The sequence below is a fragment of the Aeromonas sp. FDAARGOS 1415 genome (assembly GCF_019048365.1).
Taxonomy (GTDB): Bacteria; Pseudomonadota; Gammaproteobacteria; order Enterobacterales; family Aeromonadaceae; genus Aeromonas; species Aeromonas taiwanensis.
The window spans coordinates 853,719-874,425 of the sequence record NZ_CP077363.1 but is presented as its reverse complement, the minus strand read 5'-3'; the positions used below and the strand labels follow the sequence as shown (position 1 = coordinate 874,425).

22 protein-coding genes are annotated in these 20,707 nt (G+C 62.2%); 13 read left to right on the top strand and 9 right to left on the bottom strand.

The window, feature by feature from the left end:
• Positions 1–59 precede the first annotated feature (59 nt).
• Together lysE and I6L45_RS04200 are read left to right on the top strand one after the other, a co-directional pair.
• Entirely contained in the window at positions 60–680 is a 621-nt protein-coding gene (lysE, locus tag I6L45_RS04205; protein WP_043757303.1) for an L-lysine exporter, read from the top strand.
• A gap of 127 nt (positions 681–807) precedes the next feature.
• Positions 808–2,787: a bifunctional 2',3'-cyclic-nucleotide 2'-phosphodiesterase/3'-nucleotidase gene (locus I6L45_RS04200; RefSeq protein ID WP_216984169.1), complete on the top strand. Its 1,980-nt coding sequence runs from the start codon at positions 808–810 to the stop codon at positions 2,785–2,787.
• Between the two features lie 117 nt (positions 2,788–2,904).
• Here the strand turns inward: I6L45_RS04200 and lpxL are convergent, their stop codons facing one another.
• Positions 2,905–3,828, bottom strand: a complete 924-nt coding sequence (gene lpxL, locus I6L45_RS04195) for an LpxL/LpxP family Kdo(2)-lipid IV(A) lauroyl/palmitoleoyl acyltransferase (RefSeq protein WP_210549430.1) — start codon at positions 3,826–3,828, stop codon at positions 2,905–2,907.
• 262 nt (positions 3,829–4,090) lie between these two features.
• On the opposite strand from lpxL, the gene hldE reads away from it, so the two are divergent.
• Complete coding sequence (hldE, locus tag I6L45_RS04190) at positions 4,091–5,518, top strand: bifunctional D-glycero-beta-D-manno-heptose-7-phosphate kinase/D-glycero-beta-D-manno-heptose 1-phosphate adenylyltransferase HldE (RefSeq protein ID WP_216983522.1); 1,428 nt, start codon at positions 4,091–4,093, stop codon at positions 5,516–5,518.
• A 99-nt stretch (positions 5,519–5,617) separates the two neighbouring features.
• On the opposite strand, the gene tolC is transcribed toward hldE, so the two are convergent.
• Positions 5,618–6,943 carry an outer membrane channel protein TolC gene (gene tolC, locus I6L45_RS04185; protein WP_043757263.1) on the bottom strand — a complete coding sequence of 442 codons (1,326 nt, stop codon included), beginning with the start codon at positions 6,941–6,943 and terminating at the stop codon, positions 5,618–5,620.
• Positions 6,944–7,250: 307 nt separating this feature from the next.
• Here tolC and nudF point away from each other — a divergent pair, with 307 nt between their 5' ends.
• From nudF to parC, 8 genes are all read left to right on the top strand, one after another.
• Positions 7,251–7,892 carry an ADP-ribose diphosphatase gene (nudF, locus tag I6L45_RS04180; RefSeq protein ID WP_216983521.1) on the top strand — a complete coding sequence of 214 codons (642 nt, stop codon included), beginning with the start codon at positions 7,251–7,253 and terminating at the stop codon, positions 7,890–7,892.
• Between the two features lie 99 nt (positions 7,893–7,991).
• Positions 7,992–8,438 carry a DUF1249 domain-containing protein gene (locus I6L45_RS04175; protein ID WP_216983520.1) on the top strand — a complete coding sequence of 149 codons (447 nt, stop codon included), beginning with the start codon at positions 7,992–7,994 and terminating at the stop codon, positions 8,436–8,438.
• A 28-nt stretch (positions 8,439–8,466) separates the two neighbouring features.
• Positions 8,467–9,285, top strand: a complete 819-nt coding sequence (gene cpdA / locus I6L45_RS04170; protein WP_043757271.1) for a 3',5'-cyclic-AMP phosphodiesterase — start codon at positions 8,467–8,469, stop codon at positions 9,283–9,285.
• 10 nt (positions 9,286–9,295) lie between these two features.
• A complete protein-coding gene (locus tag I6L45_RS04165; RefSeq protein ID WP_216983519.1) occupies positions 9,296–9,883 on the top strand; it encodes a YqiA/YcfP family alpha/beta fold hydrolase in 588 nt (195 codons plus the stop codon).
• Positions 9,884–9,885: 2 nt separating this feature from the next.
• Positions 9,886–10,509, top strand: coding sequence for an NUDIX hydrolase (locus I6L45_RS04160; RefSeq protein WP_216983518.1), 624 nt, complete (start codon positions 9,886–9,888; stop codon positions 10,507–10,509).
• Positions 10,510–10,546: 37 nt separating this feature from the next.
• A complete protein-coding gene (locus tag I6L45_RS04155) occupies positions 10,547–10,942 on the top strand; it encodes a GFA family protein (protein WP_134695279.1) in 396 nt (131 codons plus the stop codon).
• 128 nt (positions 10,943–11,070) lie between these two features.
• Positions 11,071–12,969 carry a DNA topoisomerase IV subunit B gene (parE, locus tag I6L45_RS04150; RefSeq protein WP_216983517.1) on the top strand — a complete coding sequence of 633 codons (1,899 nt, stop codon included), beginning with the start codon at positions 11,071–11,073 and terminating at the stop codon, positions 12,967–12,969.
• 71 nt (positions 12,970–13,040) lie between these two features.
• Positions 13,041–15,335: a DNA topoisomerase IV subunit A gene (parC, locus tag I6L45_RS04145; RefSeq protein WP_216983516.1), complete on the top strand. Its 2,295-nt coding sequence runs from the start codon at positions 13,041–13,043 to the stop codon at positions 15,333–15,335.
• A 58-nt stretch (positions 15,336–15,393) separates the two neighbouring features.
• On the opposite strand, the gene I6L45_RS20170 is transcribed toward parC, so the two are convergent.
• On the bottom strand, positions 15,394–15,816 hold the full coding sequence (locus I6L45_RS20170) for an SH3 domain-containing protein (RefSeq protein WP_210549438.1): 423 nt from the start codon (positions 15,814–15,816) through the stop codon (positions 15,394–15,396).
• Between the two features lie 353 nt (positions 15,817–16,169).
• On the opposite strand from I6L45_RS20170, the gene I6L45_RS04135 reads away from it, so the two are divergent.
• Positions 16,170–16,382, top strand: a complete 213-nt coding sequence (locus I6L45_RS04135; protein WP_104451942.1) for a hypothetical protein — start codon at positions 16,170–16,172, stop codon at positions 16,380–16,382.
• 120 nt (positions 16,383–16,502) lie between these two features.
• Here I6L45_RS04135 and I6L45_RS04130 read toward each other — a convergent pair whose 3' ends face one another.
• From I6L45_RS04130 to I6L45_RS04105, 6 genes are all read right to left on the bottom strand, one after another.
• Entirely contained in the window at positions 16,503–16,877 is a 375-nt protein-coding gene (locus tag I6L45_RS04130; protein WP_216983515.1) for a hypothetical protein, read from the bottom strand.
• Positions 16,878–16,935: 58 nt separating this feature from the next.
• Positions 16,936–17,187 carry a hypothetical protein gene (locus tag I6L45_RS04125; RefSeq protein ID WP_026080289.1) on the bottom strand — a complete coding sequence of 84 codons (252 nt, stop codon included), beginning with the start codon at positions 17,185–17,187 and terminating at the stop codon, positions 16,936–16,938.
• 221 nt (positions 17,188–17,408) lie between these two features.
• Positions 17,409–18,311, bottom strand: coding sequence for a hypothetical protein (locus I6L45_RS04120; RefSeq protein ID WP_216983514.1), 903 nt, complete (start codon positions 18,309–18,311; stop codon positions 17,409–17,411).
• Positions 18,312–18,322: 11 nt separating this feature from the next.
• Complete coding sequence (locus I6L45_RS04115) at positions 18,323–19,090, bottom strand: hypothetical protein (protein WP_041212370.1); 768 nt, start codon at positions 19,088–19,090, stop codon at positions 18,323–18,325.
• Between the two features lie 12 nt (positions 19,091–19,102).
• The gene (locus I6L45_RS04110) at positions 19,103–19,651 is read right to left on the bottom strand and encodes a hypothetical protein (protein WP_216983513.1); all 549 of its coding nucleotides are present in this window, start codon (positions 19,649–19,651) and stop codon (positions 19,103–19,105) included.
• A 22-nt stretch (positions 19,652–19,673) separates the two neighbouring features.
• Positions 19,674–19,958 carry a J domain-containing protein gene (locus I6L45_RS04105; RefSeq protein ID WP_041212306.1) on the bottom strand — a complete coding sequence of 95 codons (285 nt, stop codon included), beginning with the start codon at positions 19,956–19,958 and terminating at the stop codon, positions 19,674–19,676.
• 290 nt (positions 19,959–20,248) lie between these two features.
• Between I6L45_RS04105 and I6L45_RS04100 the strand changes: the two genes are divergently transcribed.
• On the top strand, positions 20,249–20,680 hold the full coding sequence (locus tag I6L45_RS04100; RefSeq protein WP_216983512.1) for an EF-hand domain-containing protein: 432 nt from the start codon (positions 20,249–20,251) through the stop codon (positions 20,678–20,680).
• Positions 20,681–20,707: the final 27 nt, after the last annotated feature.

Genomic DNA, 20,707 nt, shown 5'->3' with positions numbered 1-20,707 from the left:
TCTCTGATTGCGTGCTCCCCTTTATAGTGCGTCCAACTCTTCTACAGGAACGCATGTCCATGTTTGCCACCACCCTGCAAGGCTTTACCCTCGGCCTCGCCATGATCATCCCCATCGGAGCCCAGAATGCCTTCGTGCTGAGCCGGGGCATCCACCGCAACCACCACCTGCTGACGGCGACCCTCTGCTGCCTGTGCGATCTCGTGCTGATCGGCATAGGTGTCTTCGGTGGCGCCAACCTGCTGGCGGCCAGTCCGGTGGGGCTGGCCCTGCTCACCTGGGGCGGCGTGCTCTTCCTCGGCTGGTTCGGCGTGCGTTCCCTGCGCAGCGCCTGGCGCGGCCAGGAGGCGGCGCTGGCGGATTCGCCGCAGCTGATGGGGGTCAAGAGCGTGCTGGCCATGACACTCGGGGTGACCCTGCTCAATCCCCATGTCTATCTGGATACCCTGATGCTGCTCGGCTCCTTCGGCAGCCAGTTTTCCGAGGAGCTGCGGCCTGCCTTTGCGGCCGGTGCCATGCTGGCGTCCCTGGTCTGGTTCTACGGGCTGGCATTCGGGGCGGCGGCGCTGTCACCCTGGCTCGCTCGGGGAAGAGTGCAGCAAGCCATTGATCTTGTTGTTGGTCTCATCATGCTGGTGTTGGCGGCCAAGCTGGCAGGCGGGGCCATCCTGGCCTCATAAGGCTATTTTTGTGCCGGGCTTCATAAAAATGAGTCCCGGTGTCATCTGCTGACATATTCGTCTGTTAAATTCCCGGCGCTGGTAAAGCGTTACTCATAATAAAAGGGAAAATACAGTGAATAACACCATGAAGCTGGGGGCGATTGCCGCCATCGTGCTGCTGTCTGCCTGCAGCAACGAAAACGACAGCAAGGCGCAGCCGGGGACCGTCTCCCTGCGCCTGATCCAGACCTCCGATATCCACTCCAACGTGCTGGGGTATGACTACTACCAGAACAAGGAGGACCGCAAGTTCGGCCTCTCCCGCACCGCCTTGCTGATCCGCGCGGCCCGCGCCGAGAACCCCAACAACCTGCTGCTCGACAACGGCGACCTGATCCAGGGCACGCCGCTGGCGGACTACATCTTCGAACAGTCCGGCGCCGGTTACCTGGAGAAGCAGGCCCACCCTGTGTTCAAGGCGATGAACGAGCTCGGCTACGACGCCGGCAACCTCGGCAACCACGAGTTCAACTACGGCCTGGACTACCTCGGCAAGGTGCTGGCGGGAGCCGAGTTCCCCTATGTGAACGCCAACGTGTTCGAGGCGGCGGCCTTCAAGCGGGACGCCAAGGGGCAGATTGAGTGGAGTGGCAACAAGTTCACCCCCTACCTGCTGCTGGATCGCGAGGTGACCGACGACAAGGGTCAGCGTCAGACCGTCAAGGTGGGCATTCTGGGCCTGACCCCGCCCCAGGTGCTGCAGTGGGACAAACGCCATCTGGAAGGCAAGGTGGTGGTGGCCGACATGGTCGAGGCCGCGAACCACTACGTGCCCGAGATGCGTGCCAAGGGGGCCGATCTGGTGGTGGTGGTGGCCCATACCGGCATCAACGCCAGCAGCTACGAGGCCATGATGGAGAACTCCGCCTGGCACCTGGCCAAGGTGAAGGGGGTCGATGCCCTGATGCTGGGCCATGCCCACAAGAACTTCCCGGGGGATTTCCCGGATCTGCCGGAGGTGGACAACCAGGCCGGCACCCTCAGCGGCATCCCGACCGTGATGCCCGGCTACTGGGGCAACCACCTCGGCATCATCGACCTCAAGCTGGAGCAGGTGGACGGCAAGTGGCAGGTGAAACAGAGCCAGGCCAGCCTGCGCAAGATCGACGCCAGCGAGGGCAGCGCCGTGGATCAGCGGGTGGTGGACCTAGTGCAGGCGGATCACGACGCCACCAACCAGTGGCTGGACGAGCCGCTGGGCAAGATCACCTCTCCCATCCACAGCTTCTTCGCCCTGGTGCAGGACGACCCCTCGGTGCAGCTGGTGAGCGATGCCCAGCGCCGCCACGCCGAGCAGCTGCAGCAAGACGGCCTGCTCAAGGAGTCCTATCCGATCCTGTCGGTGGCGGCCCCGTTCCGTGGCGGGCGCAACGGCATCAACGACTTCACCTATGTGGCCCAGGGCGACATCTCCCTGCGCAACGTCTCCGACCTCTACATCTACCCGAACACCCTGCAGGTGGTCGAGGTGAACGGGGCCACCGTCAAGGAGTGGCTGGAGATGAGCGCCGGCCAGTTCAACCAGATCGACACCACCAAGACAGAGGTGCAGTGGCTGGTGAACGAGAACTTCCCCACCTACAACTTCGACGTGATTGACGGGGTCAGCTACGAGGTGGACATCACCCAGCCCGCCCGTTACGGCAAGGACGGGGTCAAGGTGAGCGACGGCCAGCGCATCAGCGGCCTCACCTTCAACGGCCAGCCCATCGATCCGGCCCAGAAGTTCTACGTGGTGACCAACAACTACCGTGCCAGTGGCGGCGGTCACTTCCCGGGCATCGATGGCAGCAACATAGTGCATGAAGATCCCTTCGAGACGCGCGAGATCATCGCCCAGTACCTGAAGACCCAGTCCGCCGAGAACCCGGCCGGCTTCAGCCCGGCAGCCAACAACAACTGGCACATGAAGGCTCTGCCCGCCAGTGTGGATGTGCGGCTCTACTCCTCGCCGACGGACGAGGCCAAGGCCCTGGCGGGGGCGGATCTGGCGTACCAGTCCACCCTGCCGACGGACGACGCCAAGCACCCCGGCTACGCCATCTACCGCCTGACTCGTCAATAACGACCACCCAGGCAGATAACACAAAGCCCTCGCAGTGCGAGGGCTTTGTCATTGGGGCCGGTGGCAAGGCGCTGTCGGCAGTGTCACCCTCCGGCGTCGGGAGTGACGGGCCGGCCATCAGTAGTAGCCGGGATCTTCCGGATTGGGACGGGTCTTGAAGCGGCGGTGCAGCCACATGTACTGCTCGGGGGCCTTGCGCACGGCGGCTTCTATCTCCCGGTTGGCGCGGCTGGCATCCGCCACATCGTCGCCGCTCGGGTAGTCTGTCAGCGGCGCCCCTATGTGCAGGGTGTAACCGGTGGCGGTACGGATGTTGTAGCAGGGCAGGGTGACGGTGTTCTTCACCCGGGCCAGGGTGGCGGTGCCCGTGATGGTGGCCGCCTGCTCTACCGCGAAATAGGGCACAAAGACGCTGGCATGGCTACCGTAGTCGTGATCCGGCGCATACCAGAGGGCGTCGCCGTTGCGCAGCGCCTTGATCATGCCCTTCACGTCCATGCGGTCCACCAGGTATTTGTTGGAGGCGCAGCGGCCGTGGTACTGGGCGTACTCCAGCACCGGGTTGGTGTTGGGGCGATAGACGCCGACTCCGGGCCGCACCAGGCCGAAGCAACGGGCATTGAGTTCAAGGGTGAGGAAGTGGCAGGAGAGCAGCAGCATGCCCTGGCCCTGCTCCACGGCGCGGGCGACGTGCTCTTCCCCTTCCACCTTCATCAGGCGGCGCATCCGCCAGTCCGGCCAGAACCAGGCCATGCCCACCTCGAAGATGGCGCAACCCACGCTCTCGAAGTTCTGCACCAGCAGGGCCTCGCGCTGATCCCGGCTGAGCTCCGGCATCGCCAGCTCCAGGTTGCGGCGGGCAACCTTGACGCGGGATTTCAATACCTTGCGGGCCAGGGTTCCGAGCTGGCGACCCAGCCACATCTGGCTGCGCCAGGGCAGCAGCACCAGCAACCAGAGCAGACCGAGGCCCAGCCAGCTGCCCCAGTAACGGGGATGGAACAGGCGGGGTTCGAGTCGGGGAGCTTGTTCTTGGGCCATGAAGAGTCTCTTGTTCACAAACGCAAAATAGGGGAGTCCAGCCGAACGGGGCGGGCCGTGCTTGTGCCTGGCCGTGCGGATGGTGCCACTCGCAATCTGGGGATTCTATCCGAAAAAGCGGGACGGGTGCGAATCACCGTCGCCTGGTCAGAGGGGTCGGGAGGGATGGGGCCGGTGACCACGGCAGCGCTTTTTTCACGTCGGAGAAAAGAGTGTGATAAAATCGACCGCTGAATTTTTCAGGTTTTGAGAGCCGATACAGATGAAGATCACCCTGCCCGAGTTTGAAAAAGCCCGCGTTCTGGTCGTTGGCGATGTCATGTTGGATCGCTACTGGCATGGCCCCACCGGCCGGATCTCCCCCGAGGCACCGGTGCCCGTGGTCAAGGTCGAGCACATCGAGGAACGCCCGGGTGGCGCCGCCAACGTGGCGCTCAACTCTGCCGCCCTCGGCGCCCAGGCCGTGCTGCTGGGGCTGACCGGTCAGGATGAGCCTGCCGATGCCCTCGCCGGCCAGATGGCCGGGGTCAAGGTCGCCTGTGATTTCGTTCGCCTGGCCGACTACCCGACCATCACCAAGCTGCGGGTGCTGTCGCGCAACCAGCAGCTGCTGCGCCTGGACTTCGAAGAGGCCTTCCACGACGTGGATGCGAGCCTGCTGATGGGCAAGGTCGAGCAGGCGCTGCCCGAGGCGGACGTGATGATCCTCTCCGACTATGGCAAGGGTGCCCTCAACGACGTGCCCGGCATGATCCGCCGCGCCCGCGCCGCCGGCATTCCCGTGCTGGTCGACCCCAAGGGGACCGACTTCGAGAAGTATCGCGGCGCCACCCTGCTGACCCCCAACATGTCCGAATTCGAGGCCGTGGTGGGCAAGGTGAAGGGGGAGGAGGATCTGGTCGCCAAGGGGCTGGATCTGGTCAAGCGCTTCGAGCTGGACGCCCTGCTGGTGACCCGCTCCGAGAACGGCATGACCCTGATCCGCGAAGGGCAGCCCGAGCTGCACCTGCCGGCCCAGGCCCACGAGGTCTATGACGTGACCGGTGCCGGCGATACCGTCATCTCCACCCTGGCCACCTCGCTGGCCGCCGGCATGAGCCTGGACGAGGCTTGTGCCCTGGCCAATACCGCCGCCGGCATCGTGGTCGGCAAGCTGGGGACCTCCACCGTCAGTCCGGTGGAGCTCGCCAACGCGCTCTACACCGAGCAGGAGACCGGTTTTGGCGTCATGTCCGAGGCCCAGCTCAAGGTCGCCGTCCAGGCCGCCCGTCTGCGGGGCGAGAAGGTGGTGATGACCAACGGCTGCTTCGACATTCTGCATGCGGGCCACGTCTCCTACCTGGCCAATGCGGGCAAGCTGGGGGATCGCCTGATCGTGGCGGTCAACACCGACGAGTCCGTGCGCCGCCTCAAGGGGCCGGGCCGTCCGGTCAACCCGACCGAGCGCCGCATGACGGTGCTGGCTGCCCTGGGCGCCGTGGACTGGGTGGTTCCCTTCAGCGAAGACACCCCCCAGCGCCTGATCGCCGAGATCCTGCCGGATCTGCTGGTCAAGGGCGGCGACTACAAGCCTGAAGATATCGCGGGTTACGCCGAAGTGACCGCCAATGGCGGCGAGGTGCGGGTGCTGAACTTCGAGGACGGCTGCTCCACCACCGACATCATCAAGACCATCCGCGAGCGCGGCTGAGGCGAGAGACCTTGTGCATGGCCGGCCCCGCAAGGGGCTGGCAAGCAGGCAGCAAAAAGGCGACCCGAGGGTCGCCTTTTTTCATGGGGTGCGCCTGGCTCAGGACTGCTTGGTGACCTGAGGGGCGGGCATCAGACCCTGGTTCACCTCTTCCAGATCCTTCTGCTCCAGAATGCCGGCGGCCTGCTTGAGGGAGAGGATGCTGAGGATGTAGTTGTAGCGGGCCTCGGAGAGCTTCTGCTTGGCCTCGTACAGCTTGCGGGTGGAGTCCAGCACGTCGACTATGGTGCGGGTACCGACCTCGTAACCGGCCTCGGTCGCCTTCAGGGCGCTGTCGGCGGAGATGACGGACTGGCTGTAGGCGCGCACCGAGCCGATGCTGGCGTTCACGTTGTTGTAGGAGGAGCGGACAGTGCTCTGCACCGAGCGGAAGCTGCGCTCCAGCTGCTCGCTGGCGGCCACGTAGTTGAACTGCGCCTGCTTGACCTGGGAGGTGGTGGCACCACCGGTGTAGAGCGGCAGGTTGAAGTTCAGACCGATGTTGCCCTGGTTGCTGTTGCTCTCGGGGTTGCGGATCTCGTCCTTGTAGTCGTTGTAACCGGCGCTGAGGCCGGCGCCCAGATCCAGGGTCGGCTCGTGGCCGGTCTTGGCCAGATCGATCTGCTCCTTGGCGATGTCCTTGCCGATACGGGCGCTGTGCAGCTCCAGGTTCTTGTCCAGCGCCAGCTCCAGCCACTTGTCGGAGTTGAAAGCGGTCTTCTGCGGGCTGAAGCGATCGGTGTTGAGCACGTCCAGCTGGCGGTGATCGATACCGGTCAGCTCGCGCAGGCTCTCGTAGCTGTTGTCCAGGGTGTTCTCGGCGTTGATCTCGTCCGCCAGCGCCTGATCGCGCTCGGCCTCGGCTTCGTGCACGTCGGTGATGGCGGTCAGGCCCACCTCGAAGCGCTGCTGGGTCTGTTCAAGCTGACGCTCGACCGCGGTCTTGTTGGCCCGCACGAACTCCAGGGTATCCATCGCCTTGAGCACGTTGAAGTAGGCCTGGGCGGTACGCAACATCAGGGTCTGGTATTCCAGGTTGTAGGCCACGTCGGACTGGGTGGCGCTCTTCTCGGTGAGGTCCAGGTTGACCCAGTTGCTGCGACGGTAGATGGACTGATCCAGGGTCAGGGAGCCGGTGGCGCCGGTGTTGGTCTGGGTGTCATCCTTGTTCTGCAGGTAGTTCAGGCCGGCACCCAGGTTGATCTGGGGCAAGAGGGCGGCACGGGATTCGTTGATCTTCTCGAAGGCTTGGTCGCGCTTGGCCTTGGACTCCAGCAGTTGGGTATCCTTGAGCTGGGCTTGTTGGTAAATATCGAGCAGGTTTTCGGCATGAGCGGTCGCGCTCACACCCAGCATCACCATGACTGACAAGAGTGTTCTTTTCATATGATAGTTTTAACCTTTTGTATCAACCCAAAGCTGTCCGCTGGATGAAGAGAGGGATTGTCACCGACCAAGCTTGATTTCAGCTTAACCACTCTACTATAAGCAGATTTCATTGCGAACTGTCTCTTTTCCAGCAGGGGCAACGTCAAGGTTTGGGGCGAGTTTTCTCGGCAAGGCGCCTAGCCAAATGTCCTGTGACTGCTAAAATCCTTCCCTCATCGTCGGCGAGCACGAGTGAATGAATGTTCATTCATGACCCCGAATATTATGGTCAAACCAAGCCAAGTCAAGCTGGCAGGAGTCTCGAATGTCACAGCAAGCCTTGCCTCAAACCGCCCACTTTGCCAGTGATGATGTGAAAATCATCGATAAATCAGCTGGATATAACGGCTTCTTCAAGGTGAACGTCTACCGTCTGCAACACAGGTTGTTCGCCGGTGGCTGGAATGAGCCCATAGTACGCGAGCTGTTCGAACGGGGCCATGCCGCCGCCCTGCTGCCCTATGACCCGGTGCGCGATGAGATAGTGCTGGTGGAGCAGTTTCGCATCGGTGCCATGGAGACCAGTGCCACCCCCTGGCTGCTTGAACTGGTGGCCGGCATCATAGATGAAGGGGAGACCGCCGAGGCTGTGGTGCGCCGCGAGGCGGTGGAAGAGGCCGGCATCGAGGTGGGCCTCTGCGAGCATGCTATCAGCTACCTGGTGAGCCCGGGTGGCAGCACAGAGCGGATCGAGGTCTATGTGGGCGAGGTGGATGCGAGTCGGGCCTCGGGGATCCACGGTCTGGCGGAAGAGGGGGAAGACATCCGGGTTCACGTGGTGAGCCGTGAGCAGGCCTATGCCTGGCTCAAGGAGGGGCGCATCGACAACGCCGCTTCCGTCATCGCCCTGCAATGGCTGGCCCTCAATCACGGCGAGCTGCAAGCCCGCTGGCTGGCGGGGCGCTGAGGTGGCGCTCGTTCAGACCGGGGTCAGGTGTCGTGTGGCCGACTGGAACACTGTGCAGTGGGTCCACCCTTCATGGACCCTGATTGAGGGAGCCGCGACATGTCATTAGTCCAGAGCCCGATGAAGCGCTATGTGCCTGATCTGATGTCCTTGCAGCGTACCTGCGAGGTTAATTACATGGCCTTGATGAAGCTCTTGCCCCCCGACTGTGTCGTGGGGGCCGAGCGCCGCTATCAGGTGGGCAACGGCCTGCAGTTCCGGCTCACCGTCACCGAAGAGAGCCGCTTCACCAGCCAGGTGATCCTGGCCCAGCACAATCCCGAGTTGCCGAGCTACTTGCAGGCTCGCATTGAGATTCGTTTGTATCACGACGTGCGGATGGCGGAAGTGTGTGCGGCGCAACAGATTTCGATGTTGCAACCACGTTATGATTATCCCAATCAAAAAATGCACCACAGGGATGAAAAAGAGCAGGTAAATCTATTTCTGGCCGATTGGTTAAGATTTTGTCTCAAACACGGCACCAGCCTGATCAACATCCTCTAGTCGAACTCATAAAAAAAGAAGCGTGATTTTGGAAACAGAGCTACCTCAGGCGCCGGACGGCAGTGTGCGCCTGTTACAGATTACCGATACCCACCTCTTCGCCAGTGCCGAGGGGCGGTTGCTGGCCGTGCCCACCGCAGCGAGCCTGGCAGCCGTGCTGGAGCAGGTGCAGGGCAACGACCATCCGTTCGATCTCATCCTCGCTACCGGGGATCTCTCCCAGGATCACAGCCCGGAATCCTATCAGCGCTTTGCCTCCATGATGGCTCCCCTGGCGCGCCCCATCTACTGGCTGCCCGGCAACCACGACGACGGCCCCCTGATGACCGAGTACCTCCATGCGGCCGGGATCAGCGAGGCCAAGCAACTGGTGGGGGAGCACTGGCAGGTGATCCTGCTCGACACCCAGGTGCGTGGCAAACCCCACGGGGTGCTGGGGGATCACCAGCTAGCGGCGCTGGACAGCGCACTGCGCCAGCATCCCGAGCGGCACGCCCTGATCGCCCTGCACCATCAGGCGGTGCCGGTGGGCTGCGCCTGGCTGGATCAGCACAACCTCAAGAATGCCGACGATCTCTTTGCCGTGCTGGCCCGTCACCCGCAGCAGAAGACCATTCTGTTTGGCCACGTCCACCAGGAGTTTGACGAGGTGCATCGCGGTGTGCGGCTCATCGCGAGCCCCTCCACCTGCATCCAGTTCAAGCCGCTCTCCGACGGTTTCGCCCTGGACGAATCCGGCCCGGGCTGGCGCTATCTCACCCTGCATCCGGACGGCCGGATCGCGAGCCAGGTGTGGCGCCTGCCGCTGGGGCAGTTTGTGCCAGACCCCAATGCCACCGGTTATTGAGGAGCACTGCATGACCTCAGTTCTCCTGTACCTGCACGGCTTCAACTCCTCACCGGGTTCCGCCAAGGCGCAACAGATGGCGGCCTGGGTGGCAGAGCACAGGCCCGACATCGAGGTGGTGATCCCGGCCCAGCCCAATACTCCGGTGCAGGCCTGGGCGGCCATCGAGCAGACCCTTGCCGAGCTGCAGGCCCGTCATGGGGAGGGGCTGCGCCTCGGCGCCGTGGGCAGCTCCCTCGGCGGCTTTATGGCGACCCGGGTGAGCGAGTTCTATGGTTGCCGCGCCGCGTTGATCAACCCGGCGGTGCGCCCCCACGAGCTCTTGTGCGACTATCTCGGCCCCCAGACCAATCCCTACACGAACGAGCAGTTTGAACTGCTGCCGGCGCACATGGACGAGCTGCGGGCGCTGGCGGTACCGGTCACGGCCCCCGAGCGGCTCTGGATCCTGCAGCAGCAGGACGATGAAGTGCTCGACTATCGCAAGGCGCTGCAGGAATACGCCTTCGCCCGCCTCTCCCTGGAGTGCGGTGGCAATCATGCCTTCGTGGGCTTCGAGCGCTATCCCGCCCAGATCATCCGCTTTCTCGGGCTCTAGCCGTGCAACCGCCGTTGGCCGCCTTCCTCGAACAGGTGCTGGCCACGGCGCAGGCCGGGCTCACCTACTCCAAGGATCCCTTCGACATCGGCCGCTTCGAGGCGCTGCGAGCGGCCACGGTTGCCTTGATCGCCAGCCAGAGCGGGCTGGATCCCGCAGCCATCGGCGACTGGATTGCCCTCGATAATGGCTACCCCACCCCCAAGCTGGACGTGCGGGCATTCATTCAGAACGATGCGGGCCATATCCTGCTGGTGCAGGAGCGCAGCGACGGGGCCTGGACCCTGCCGGGAGGCTGGTGCGACATCGGCGACTCGCCATCGGATGCCGTGGTGCGCGAGGTGGCGGAGGAGACCGGCCTGGCGTGTCGGGCCGTGCAGCTGCTGGCCTTGTTCGACAAGCTCAGGCACCCCCATCCGCCTCAGCTGCCCCACGCCCACAAGGCCTTCTTCCTGTGCGAGGTGACGGGGGGCGCTCTGCTCACCGAGACCGACGAAACCCTGGGCGCCGCCTACTTCCCCATAGACCAGTTGCCCGAACTCTCCCGCCACCGGGTCGTGGCATCCCAGCTGCGCACCCTCCATGACCATGTGCGGCAGGGGCGGCGGGATACCCTGTTCGATTAACCGGTTCGAAGCCTGACCCCGTCTGCAAGGAGGCAGGATGATCAAGCGTATCGGCAATACCCCCATCCAGGAGAAACACAAGGCGAGCTGTCATTGCGGCGCCGTGGTGCTGGAGCTGACCCTGCCGGACGGCGTGGTGGATCCGCGTCGCTGCGACTGTTCGCTCTGCCGGCGGCGGGGGGCCATCGTCGCCTCGGTGCCGCTCTCCGGCATCCGCATCCTGCAGGGGGAGGCGGCGCTTCGCTGCTACCAGTTCAATACCCGCACCGCGAAGCACTATTTCTGCTCTGTCTGCGGCATCTACACCCATCACCAGCGTCGCTCCAACCCGGCGGAGTATGGCTACAACCTGGCCTGCCTCGAGGGCGTCAATCCCTATGAACTCGGTGAGGTACCTGTGCTGGACGGCATCCACCATCCTGCCGACCGTTAAGACCGGCCCGGCGTTCTCCCGAAAAATGGCAGGGCACCCATTCAGATCAAGCTTTCTGTGCTGGGAGTTTGTTCTGCCCCCGCCTAGCAGTTAAGATTCCCCTCAAACGTCAATTCGCAAGGCCCTCCATGTCCACTCAATACAATGCGGATGCCATTGAGGTCCTCAATGGCCTCGAACCGGTGCGTCGTCGCCCCGGCATGTACACCGACACCACCCGGCCCAATCACCTCGGCCAGGAGGTCATCGACAACAGCGTCGACGAGGCGCTGGCGGGGCATGCCCGCAATCTGGAGGTGATCCTGCACGAGGACCAGTCCCTCGAGGTGATCGACGACGGTCGAGGCATGCCGGTCGACATCCACCCGGAGGAAGGGGTCAGCGGGGTGGAGCTCATCCTCTGCAAGCTGCACGCGGGGGGCAAGTTCTCCAACAAGAACTACCAGTTCTCCGGCGGCCTGCACGGGGTGGGCATCTCGGTGGTGAACGCCCTCTCCGATAGGGTCGAGGTGACGGTGCGCCGGGACGGCCAGGTCTATGACATCGCCTTCGAGCGTGGCGAGAAGGTACAGGAGCTGACCATCACAGGCACCTGCGGGCGTCGCAACACCGGCACCCGGGTGCGCTTCTGGCCCCAGCCGAGCTATTTCGACTCGCCCCGCTTCTCGGTCTCCAAGCTCGAGCACCTGCTCAAGGCCAAGGCCGTGCTTTGCCCGGGCCTCACCATCAAGTTCCTCGACAAGAACACCGGCATCCGGCTTGAGTGGTGCTACGAAGACGGCCTCAAGGATTACCTGGTCGATGCGGTCAAGCAGTTCACCTGCCTGCCGGAGCAGCCCTTCGTCGGCTCCTTCAGCTCCGAGCAATCGGCGGTGGACTGGGCCCTGTGCTGGCTGCCGGAAGGGGGCGAGTGCCTCGCCGAGTCCTATGTGAACCTGATCCCCACGGCGCTTGGCGGTACCCACGTCAACGGCCTGCGTCAGGGGCTGCTCGACGCCATGCGCGAGTTCTGCGAGTTCCGCAACCTCTTGCCCCGCGGGGTCAAGCTGACCCCGGAAGATATCTGGGATCGCTGCGCCTACATCCTCTCCATCAAGATGCAGGACCCCCAGTTTGCCGGCCAGACCAAGGAGCGGCTGTCGTCCCGCCAGAGCTCGGCGTTCGTGTCGGGCGTGGTGAAGGATGCCTTCAGCCTTTACTTAAACAGCAACACCGAGCTCGCCGAACAGCTGGCGGAGCTCTGCATCTCCAGCGCCCAGCGCCGGATGCGCGCCGCCAAGACGGTGGTGCGCAAGAAGATAACCCAGGGTCCGGCCCTGCCCGGCAAGCTCACCGACTGCGGCTGCGCCGACCCCATGCAGGGGGAGCTGTTCCTGGTGGAGGGTGACTCCGCGGGCGGCAGCGCCAAGCAGGCGCGGGATCGCGAGTTCCAGGCCATCATGCCGCTTCGCGGCAAGATCCTGAACACCTGGGAGGTCGAAGCCGGTCAGGTGCTCGCCTCCCAGGAGGTGCACGACATCTCGGTGGCCATCGGGCTCGACCCCGACTCCAACGACCTCAGTGGCCTTCGCTACGGCAAGGTGTGCATCCTCGCGGATGCGGACTCGGACGGTCTGCACATCGCCACCCTGCTCTGCGCGCTCTTTGTGAAGCACTTCAGAACCCTGGTCGAAAAGGGTCACGTCTATGTGGCCATGCCGCCCCTCTATCGCATCGATATCGGCAAGGAGGTCTTCTACGCCCTCGACGAGGACGAGAAGAACGGCGTGCTGCAGCGGGTCGAGGCCGAGAAGAAGAAGGGCAAGGTGATGGTGACCCGATTCAAGGGGCTGGGCGAGATGAACCCCAAGCAGTTGCGGGAAACCACCATGGATCCCAACACCCGCCGCCTGGTGCAGCTCACCATGGGTGCGGAAGGGGAAGAGGGTGACGAGACCCTGCAACTGATGGACATGCTGCTGGCCAAGAAGCGCGCCGGTGATCGCCGTGAGTGGCTGGAAGAGAAGGGCAACCTCGCCATCATCTAAGCCGTCGGTCACCTGCCGACCCGCATTTCAGGCGTGCCCTCCAGGGGCGCGCCATAGCAAGAGAAAAACATATGAGTGATGCTATCGAGCTCAGTCTGGACGGGGTAGAGCGCCAGCCAATGCGCACCTTTACCGAGCAGGCTTACTTGAACTACTCCATGTACGTCATCATGGATCGGGCCCTGCCGCATATCGGCGACGGTCTCAAGCCCGTGCAGCGGCGCATCATCTACGCCATGAGCGAGCTGGGTCTGTCGGCGCTGTCCAAGCACAAGAAGTCCGCCCGTACCGTGGGTGACGTGCTGGGTAAGTACCATCCCCACGGCGACAGCGCCTGTTACGAAGCCATGGTGCTGATGGCCCAGCCCTTCTCCTACCGCTACCCGCTGGTGGACGGTCAGGGCAACTGGGGGGCGCCGGACGATCCCAAATCCTTCGCTGCCATGCGTTACACCGAGGCGCGGCTGTCGCGCTTCTCCGAGCTGCTGCTCTCCGAGCTCGGCCAGGGCACGGTGGAGTGGACGCCGAACTTCGACGGCACCATGAAGGAGCCGGTGGTGCTGCCCGCCCGCCTGCCGCACATCCTGCTCAACGGGGTGACCGGCATCGCGGTGGGGATGGCGACCGATATCCCGCCCCACAACGCGCGGGAAGTTGCCCACGCCTGCGTGGAGCTGCTGGATAACCCCAATGCCGGCCTGGATGCCCTGATGGCCCATGTGCAGGGGCCGGACTATCCGACCAACGCCGAGATCATCACGCCGCGGGACGACATCCGCAAAATCTACGAGACCGGCAAAGGCTCCATCAAGCAGCGAGCGGTGTGGAGCGAGGAGGATGGCGACATCGTCATCACGGCGCTGCCCCATCAGGCCTCCGGCGCGAAGATCATGGAGCAGATTGCCGCCCAGATGGTGGCCAAAAAGCTGCCCATGGTTACCGATCTGCGCGATGAGTCGGACCACGAGAACCCGACCCGTCTGGTGATCGTGCCGCGCTCCAACCGGGTGGACGTGGAGGGGCTGATGGCCCACCTGTTCGCCACCACGGACTTGGAGAAGAACTACCGGGTCAACCTCAACATCCTGGGTCTGGACAACCGGCCTCAGGTGAAAGACCTCAAGACCATCCTCACCGAGTGGCTTAGCTTCCGCCGCGAGACGGTGCGCCGCCGCCTGCAGTATCGCCTCGACAAGGTGCTGGCCCGCCTGCACATCCTCGAAGGTTTGCTCATTGCCTACCTCAACATCGACGAGGTGATCGAGATCATCCGCACCGAGGAGGAGCCGGGCCGGGTGATGATGGAGCGTTTCAATATCAGCGAGACCCAGGCCGAGGCGATCCTCGAGCTGAAACTGCGCCACCTGGCCAAGCTCGAAGAGTTCAAGCTGCGCGCCGAACAGAACGAGCTGGCGGAAGAGCGCGACAAGCTGGAACTGATCCTGGGTTCCGAGCGCCGTCTCAGCACATTGCTGAAGAAAGAGATCCTGGCGGATGCCGAGAAGTACGGCGACGATCGCCGCACCCCGCTGGTGGAACGTGCCACCGCCGTGGCCTTGACCGAGAAGGAGCTCACCCCGAGCGAGCCGGTTACCGTGATCCTCTCCGACAAGGGGTGGGTGCGCGCCGCCAAGGGGCACGACGTGGATGTGGCCGGCCTCTCCTACAAGGCGGGGGACGGCTATCTTGCCCACGCCCATGGCCGCAGCAACCAGCAGGCGGTGTTCCTCTCCACCCTGGGGCGCACCTATTCGCTGGAGGCCCACACCTTGCCCTCTGCCCGCAGTCAGGGGGAGCCGCTCACCGGTCGCTTTGCGCTGGGGGCTGGGGAAGAGGTACGCCATCTGGTGATGGGTAACGAAGGCGAGCCGTACCTCGTTTGCTCCGACGCCGGTTACGGCTTCGTCTGCCAATACGACGACCTGACGGCTAAGAACAAGAACGGCAAGGCGCTGCTGACCGTGCCGGAAGGGGGCGTCGTCATGGCGCCCCAGAGGATAGGGGCGCCGGAGACGGATCTCTGCATGGCCATCTCCAACGAGGGGCGCATGCTGCTGTTCCCGCTCAATACCCTGCCGGTACTCGGCAAGGGCAAGGGCAACAAGCTGATCAGCATCCCCTCGGCGCGGGTGAAGGCGCGGGAGGAGTTTGTGGTGATGGCCGCCGTTATCCCGCAAGGCCAGTCGGTGACCCTGTTTGCCGGCAAGCGCAAGCTAACTCTGAAACCGTCCGATCTCGACTACTACCGCGGCGAGCGCGGCCGCCGCGGCGCCAAGCTGCCTCGCGGTCTGCAGCGGGTCGATCGTATCGAGATTGAACCCGTCGCCGGCGCCGAGCTGGCAGCCGGGGAAAATCAGGAAGGGTAAGGGAGTACAGTACCCCACCAATAGAAGGGAGCGATTAGATCGCTCCTTTCTCTTTTCATCAGCTTACAGGAGACAAAGAGAGATATTTATTCTTCACCCATCCATATTTTCCCCGCTTACTAACGTAGGCCCATTCCCCTTCTGTTTTATATAGTAAAACGAAATCACCCTTTATAAGCTGTGTTGTTATATATGATGAAGTATTTGGTTCCGTTCGGACATTCAATTCCGAGGGGATGACGTATCTGATAAGGATGTTACTAGACTTCAGCGTGCTATCTCTCTTTTCATAGACCTTTGGTGTGGATAATTTCGATGAGGTCGATGGAGTAGACGATTGGTAGTTATGTGTGCTTATTCGGCATGTTTTACTCCATGAAATGCATGAATTACCACATGGTTGTCCTTTCTTGCAGTTTTTGGCATGTGCTGGGCTGATAAGGAAAAGAAAAACCGATAACAATAGCGCGATGTATTTCATAAAAACTCTTTTATTGTTAATGGCTCTCTAGGGGGCACGGTGGATAACTGTGCAGTAAATTCTGTTTAATAACGGCAGTAAATATAAAAGTTAATATAGATACCAGCAGACTAGCACCATCAAGTGACACTTTATCGTGAGCCAAGTCCTCTTTTATATCCATGGTTACATATTTGAGTCGTGAACCTTAATCAGGTTCTCGAGAAAATCAGAGCCCACTGTCCTGCCGGCAACCCCTCTTATTGTCCCTTCTTACCAATATCCACTGTGCCAATAGCATGGACATTCAAACCTCGTCCACCGTCCCCGCTCGCTAAGCTTAAAGGGAGCAGCACAGTGCCAGGAGGCCAATCATGGAGATCGACAAAGCCATCGGACTGATCGAGGCCCACGGGGTCTTTCACGGGGATCACTACAGCTTCAACAGCGGCGAGTTCGTACAGTGGTGCCAGGAAGATGCCCACCAGACCCTCAGCCTGGAGCAGGCCAATCACGATCTGGCGCCCTTCTGCATCCGGGTCGGCTACGCCGAGCCGGTCCGGTCGTGGCGTTACTACCTCACCTGAACTACTTCACCCGAGGGGTAACGCAGAGGGCGGGACAAGCCGCGCGATACGGGGAGTCAGTGAAAAAGGAGCCGGCAAGGCTCCTTTCTTGTGATGGGCATAGCGAAGGCGGGAGTGGCCCTAGTTGTCGAAGTTCCACTGTATGGGCAGCTCAAGATCGAAGACGAGCCGATCCCCGTCGAGGATAAAGGCCAGGCTGGTCTGGTGCTGGTCGTATTCATCGATAAGACGGCAGCCCTCTGAAAAGTTGGACTCGTAGTGGAGGCGGGCAGTGCCGCCGGTGTTAGCCCCATCGAGTTTCACCCCCAGTACCCGCAGCGGCTCTTTCTGGCTGAGCTTGACCCGACTGTCACCCACATCCACCAGCCGCTCCAGCAGGGGAAAGAAGTCCTGCTTGTTCGCCTCAATGGCCCGGGCGATGGCCTGCTCCAGCTCGGCACGGCTGGCAAGGGGGCCATTTAGCGTATAGCGGGTCTGTATCCTCTCCTGGGTCATCAACGGTTCCTCTCAGATGTTGCCGGCGGGGGCCTTAGTCCTGGCTGCGATGGGGCGCTCAGGCGGGAATGCGGCCATTGCGCACCAGGGCCCGGCGGATGTTCTTGCACATCTTGCCGAAGCGCTGGATCTCGTCGAAGGAGGGCGGAATGCCGCGATCGATCTGATATTGCCAGTAACAGAGGTCCGTATCCACCAGCTCCATCAGCTTCTTGGGGCAACCGATGCAGGTGTTGTCCGGCCCGCACTTGAAGGTATCCGGTTGGTAGAGCGGAAACTCCGCCTTTACGGCGTCGATGATTTGCTGCATCGCGGTGATCCTGTCGGGCTTTCTGCTCATGGCCTTGCTCCCCGGCTCTGGTATGAGGGAGTCATTATATCCCTGTCAAAAATGTGGCCAATCACGCTTACGGGGTAGTTTTCTGCCGAGGGTGGTGGCCATTGCTAGTGTTCGTGCTAAAAACGGGACGCTGGATAGCACAACGCCCGGCAAGCCGGGCGTTGGAATACGGTGAAGGGAAAGGCCCGTCATCAGAAGTCGTGGTAGAGCGGCCAGCCGAGCAGGGGGTGCTTGAGCCCGGCGCGCATCTCCATGTTGTCGAGCTTCTCCGGGGAGGCGTCCTCTTTTTGCAGCTGCTGGTACTGGCGCACAAACCCCAGGGTGTGCAGCAGGTTCGGCACGAAGCCCGGGCTCAGCTCCTGGCGCAGGGCCGCGGCCATGTCGGCGGGCAGCTCACTCAGCATCAGGGCGAGCTGGGTGGCCAGATGGTCGGTGTCGAACCAGGCCTCATCGAGCACAATCTCTCGCGCCAGCTTGCGCTTGAGATCCTGCTTCACCTTGAGGGGGGCGGCGCCGCTGCCCTTGCCGCAGAGGATGCGATAGAGCAGGGCCTCGGCCAGCTTGTCCTCCATGGTGGGGTGGTCGCTCTCGCTGGCGAAGAAGTGCTGATCGATAAGCCCCATCAGGCGGCTCTTGTTGTGTTCGGCCAGCGCCTTCTCGTACTCCTGCCACCCTTGCCACTCCTCGATGTCGGGGGGGCTCGAGATCTTGTCCAGCAGGCGCGCATCCACGTCACCGTAGAGGCTGTTGCCAGCCTGCTTGGGGCTGACGGTGATGAGCATGGACCAACCCTTCTGGAACGGCTTGATGGGGCCTTCCGGCGCCTGCAACAGGGCCAGCGCCTTGGCCGGATCCCGCTGGGAGAGCTCCTGCAATCCCAGGCTCACCACGCCGATGACGTCGTGAGCGGCCTGCTCCAGCAGGTGCATCTTGTACTTGTTGTAGTACTTGTCGGCGAATTTCAGGCTCATCAGCACCGCCTTGCCCTTGATGGCGGCCAGCTGTTGCTCGCTCAGGCGTTCATTGTCGCGGCCAAAGCGCAGCACCTGGGTGAGATAGGGGCCCTGGTTGGCATCGCGAATGACTAACTGCATGAATGGGCTCCTTAATCCAGAAAGCTGAACATGTCGTCGACGTCGCCGTACTCGTCTTCCTCGACCTTGTTCTTCTCTTTGGCCTGCATCACCAGCTCGGCGGCAAACTTGTTGATGATGCCGTCCCAGGTGGAGTGCTCATTGCGCAGCAGCGACTTGATGGACTTCTCCACCTCGGGGGCCAGCTCGCGGATCAGCATCAAGAGGCTGCGCGGGTCGTCCAGGGCGTAGTCGTGGACATCCTCGCTCTGCTGGCGTTCGCTGTAGCGCAGGGACTCTTCGAGATCTTCCTCCTCGGCGTGCAGCACGTCGCGATAGCCTTCCTCTTCTTCATAGCGATCGCCGCGATAGAACTCGATAAAGGGGATGGCGAGGTAGAAGAGGCCGGCCGGATCCTCGGCCACGCATTCGAGGATCTCGCGCTGCTTGGCTTCGCTCTCCTGGGTGCGGATCAGGTAGTTGAGGAAGTCGAAGGTGTGCTGTTGCAGCTCGTCGGCGTTGTTCTTGATCGCCTCTTCCCAGTAGAGGGGCTGCTGGCAGACGATGTCGCGGATCCGCTCCGGGGTCATCAGCTCGGAGATGATAGAGGGGAAGGAGATGTCGTGCTGGCCGTTGATCTGGGTCAGGGTGACGATATCAATATTTTCAATGACTTCCGCCAGCTGGTCATCAGACATGGTCTTGGCGATCAGCTCGAACTTCTCGCTGGCCTGCTTCGGCTCGATGACGGCCAGCTCTTTGATCTCGATGGCGGTAATTTCTATCAGACTGTTGCTCATGCCTTGCCCCAATTAGAAACGGACTTCGTCGTACATATCCTGCTCGCCCTGGTCGTCGCCATAGCGATCGCGGCGGCCACCGCCGTGGTAGTCGGCGTCGGCATCTTCCCCGTCATCTTCTTCCTCGTCGCGCAGCTCATAGTCGTCATCGGCACGGTGGCCGCCGCGCGGCAGCGGGTTGTCGAGCAGGAACAGCACGGCGCAGGCTTCCATCAGCTGATCTTCGCTCTGGGCCCGCACCGCCTTGACCAGCGGCAGGGCGGCGTTGTTGAAGCCGACGCTCACCTTGAACTCGTCCCAGGAGGGCTGCTCGCCGCTGGTGAGCCACTTGTTCCACTGCCCCTTGGCCTTGGGCGGGAACTGCACCCGGCCATAGAGGGCGAGCGGCAGGTACTCGGGCATGAACTCCAGCATGCTCATGTCGGCCAGCAGCAGGGCCTTCATCTGGTCGGTGAACTGCTCCAGCCCCTTGGGGTCGTCCTGATCCCGGTAGGATTCGATATTCTCGCTGGCATCGCTTTGCAGGGCCTTGAGCCGTGCCTGGTCCCATTTCTTTTGCATAGTCGCCTTCTTGCCTGGTGTCTCAGGGGTAGAACTGGTCCCACATCTCCTGCATGGCAGCAGCGGGATCGGTCACGATGACGTTGTTGAAATCCTTGATGAAGGCGGCCCGCTGTTTCGGATCGGACAACACCTCATAGGCCTGCTTTATCTGGTGCAGCCGGGCGGCTGCCTGCTCTTTCTCTTCATCCGTGGCCCCGTGCAGCTTGTCGGGGTGGTACTGGTTCGACAGCCGTCGATAGGCTTTCTTGATGTCGTTTTCACTGGCGTTGGACTTGACGCCCAACACCCGGAAGTAGTTGTTCATGACGGATCCTGCCTCACTGGCATCGTGGAATTCACCCTGCGGGGGCCTGGTGACGGGAAAGGTGGCAAACCAGGCTTGGCAAAAACCGGTGATTTTAACGCAAAGCTCCCGCCATCGCCATGAATAGGAAGAAAAGTAACCAGACGGAGAGTGCGGCCGGTGCGCTCTGGGATCTGGCTCCCGGTGGGGGACGGCCCCGGGGCTACACTACAGAAGGCGCCGGGCGTTGCCCCGGCGATCTTCAGCAGGCCTCGGCGGGGCCGAGACCCTTACTTAAGGAATGGACAGCCATGCTCAAATTTTATCTTTTGCCTCTGGTACTGCTTGGCGGCGCCGCCCTTGCTGCCGAGGAGCCCCTCGACGAACCCATGATGCTCATCAAGGGAGACATCACCAAGGCCCAGTTCATGGAAAGAGCCGAGCAGCGTTTCGCCCGGCAGGACACCGACAAGGATGGCACCCTGTCGGTGGCCGAGAGAGAGGCCGCCATGGCCAAGATGCACGAGGCGATGCAGCAGTCCGGCAAGGCCATGCCGGGCAAGATGGGGAACATGGGCAACATGAGGCCGATGCAGGACACGACCAAGGAGCAGTTCATGGCGCGCCATGAAGCCGTCTTCACCCGAATGGACAAAAACGGGGACGGGGTGCTCGACGAGGCCGAGCGGGCCAGCGTCAAGGGACGGCTCGGGCAGGGGATGATGACCCCCGCGCAGCAATAGGCTTGGCAGCCTTCAATAAAAAAAGAG

Coding starts and splice junctions, on each gene's coding strand:
- lysE (WP_043757303.1), top strand. CDS start 60: ATGTTTGCCACCACCCTGCAAGGCTTTACCCTCGGCCTCGCCATGATC.
- I6L45_RS04200 (WP_216984169.1), top strand. CDS start 808: ATGAAGCTGGGGGCGATTGCCGCCATCGTGCTGCTGTCTGCCTGCAGC.
- lpxL (WP_210549430.1), bottom strand. CDS start 3,828: ATGGCCCAAGAACAAGCTCCCCGACTCGAACCCCGCCTGTTCCATCCC.
- hldE (WP_216983522.1), top strand. CDS start 4,091: ATGAAGATCACCCTGCCCGAGTTTGAAAAAGCCCGCGTTCTGGTCGTT.
- tolC (WP_043757263.1), bottom strand. CDS start 6,943: ATGAAAAGAACACTCTTGTCAGTCATGGTGATGCTGGGTGTGAGCGCG.
- nudF (WP_216983521.1), top strand. CDS start 7,251: ATGTCACAGCAAGCCTTGCCTCAAACCGCCCACTTTGCCAGTGATGAT.
- I6L45_RS04175 (WP_216983520.1), top strand. CDS start 7,992: ATGTCATTAGTCCAGAGCCCGATGAAGCGCTATGTGCCTGATCTGATG.
- I6L45_RS04165 (WP_216983519.1), top strand. CDS start 9,296: ATGACCTCAGTTCTCCTGTACCTGCACGGCTTCAACTCCTCACCGGGT.
- I6L45_RS04155 (WP_134695279.1), top strand. CDS start 10,547: ATGATCAAGCGTATCGGCAATACCCCCATCCAGGAGAAACACAAGGCG.
- parE (WP_216983517.1), top strand. CDS start 11,071: ATGTCCACTCAATACAATGCGGATGCCATTGAGGTCCTCAATGGCCTC.
- parC (WP_216983516.1), top strand. CDS start 13,041: ATGAGTGATGCTATCGAGCTCAGTCTGGACGGGGTAGAGCGCCAGCCA.
- I6L45_RS20170 (WP_210549438.1), bottom strand. CDS start 15,816: ATGAAATACATCGCGCTATTGTTATCGGTTTTTCTTTTCCTTATCAGC.
- I6L45_RS04135 (WP_104451942.1), top strand. CDS start 16,170: ATGGAGATCGACAAAGCCATCGGACTGATCGAGGCCCACGGGGTCTTT.
- I6L45_RS04130 (WP_216983515.1), bottom strand. CDS start 16,877: ATGACCCAGGAGAGGATACAGACCCGCTATACGCTAAATGGCCCCCTT.
- I6L45_RS04125 (WP_026080289.1), bottom strand. CDS start 17,187: ATGCAGCAAATCATCGACGCCGTAAAGGCGGAGTTTCCGCTCTACCAA.
- I6L45_RS04120 (WP_216983514.1), bottom strand. CDS start 18,311: ATGCAGTTAGTCATTCGCGATGCCAACCAGGGCCCCTATCTCACCCAG.
- I6L45_RS04115 (WP_041212370.1), bottom strand. CDS start 19,090: ATGAGCAACAGTCTGATAGAAATTACCGCCATCGAGATCAAAGAGCTG.
- I6L45_RS04110 (WP_216983513.1), bottom strand. CDS start 19,651: ATGCAAAAGAAATGGGACCAGGCACGGCTCAAGGCCCTGCAAAGCGAT.
- I6L45_RS04105 (WP_041212306.1), bottom strand. CDS start 19,958: ATGAACAACTACTTCCGGGTGTTGGGCGTCAAGTCCAACGCCAGTGAA.
- I6L45_RS04100 (WP_216983512.1), top strand. CDS start 20,249: ATGCTCAAATTTTATCTTTTGCCTCTGGTACTGCTTGGCGGCGCCGCC.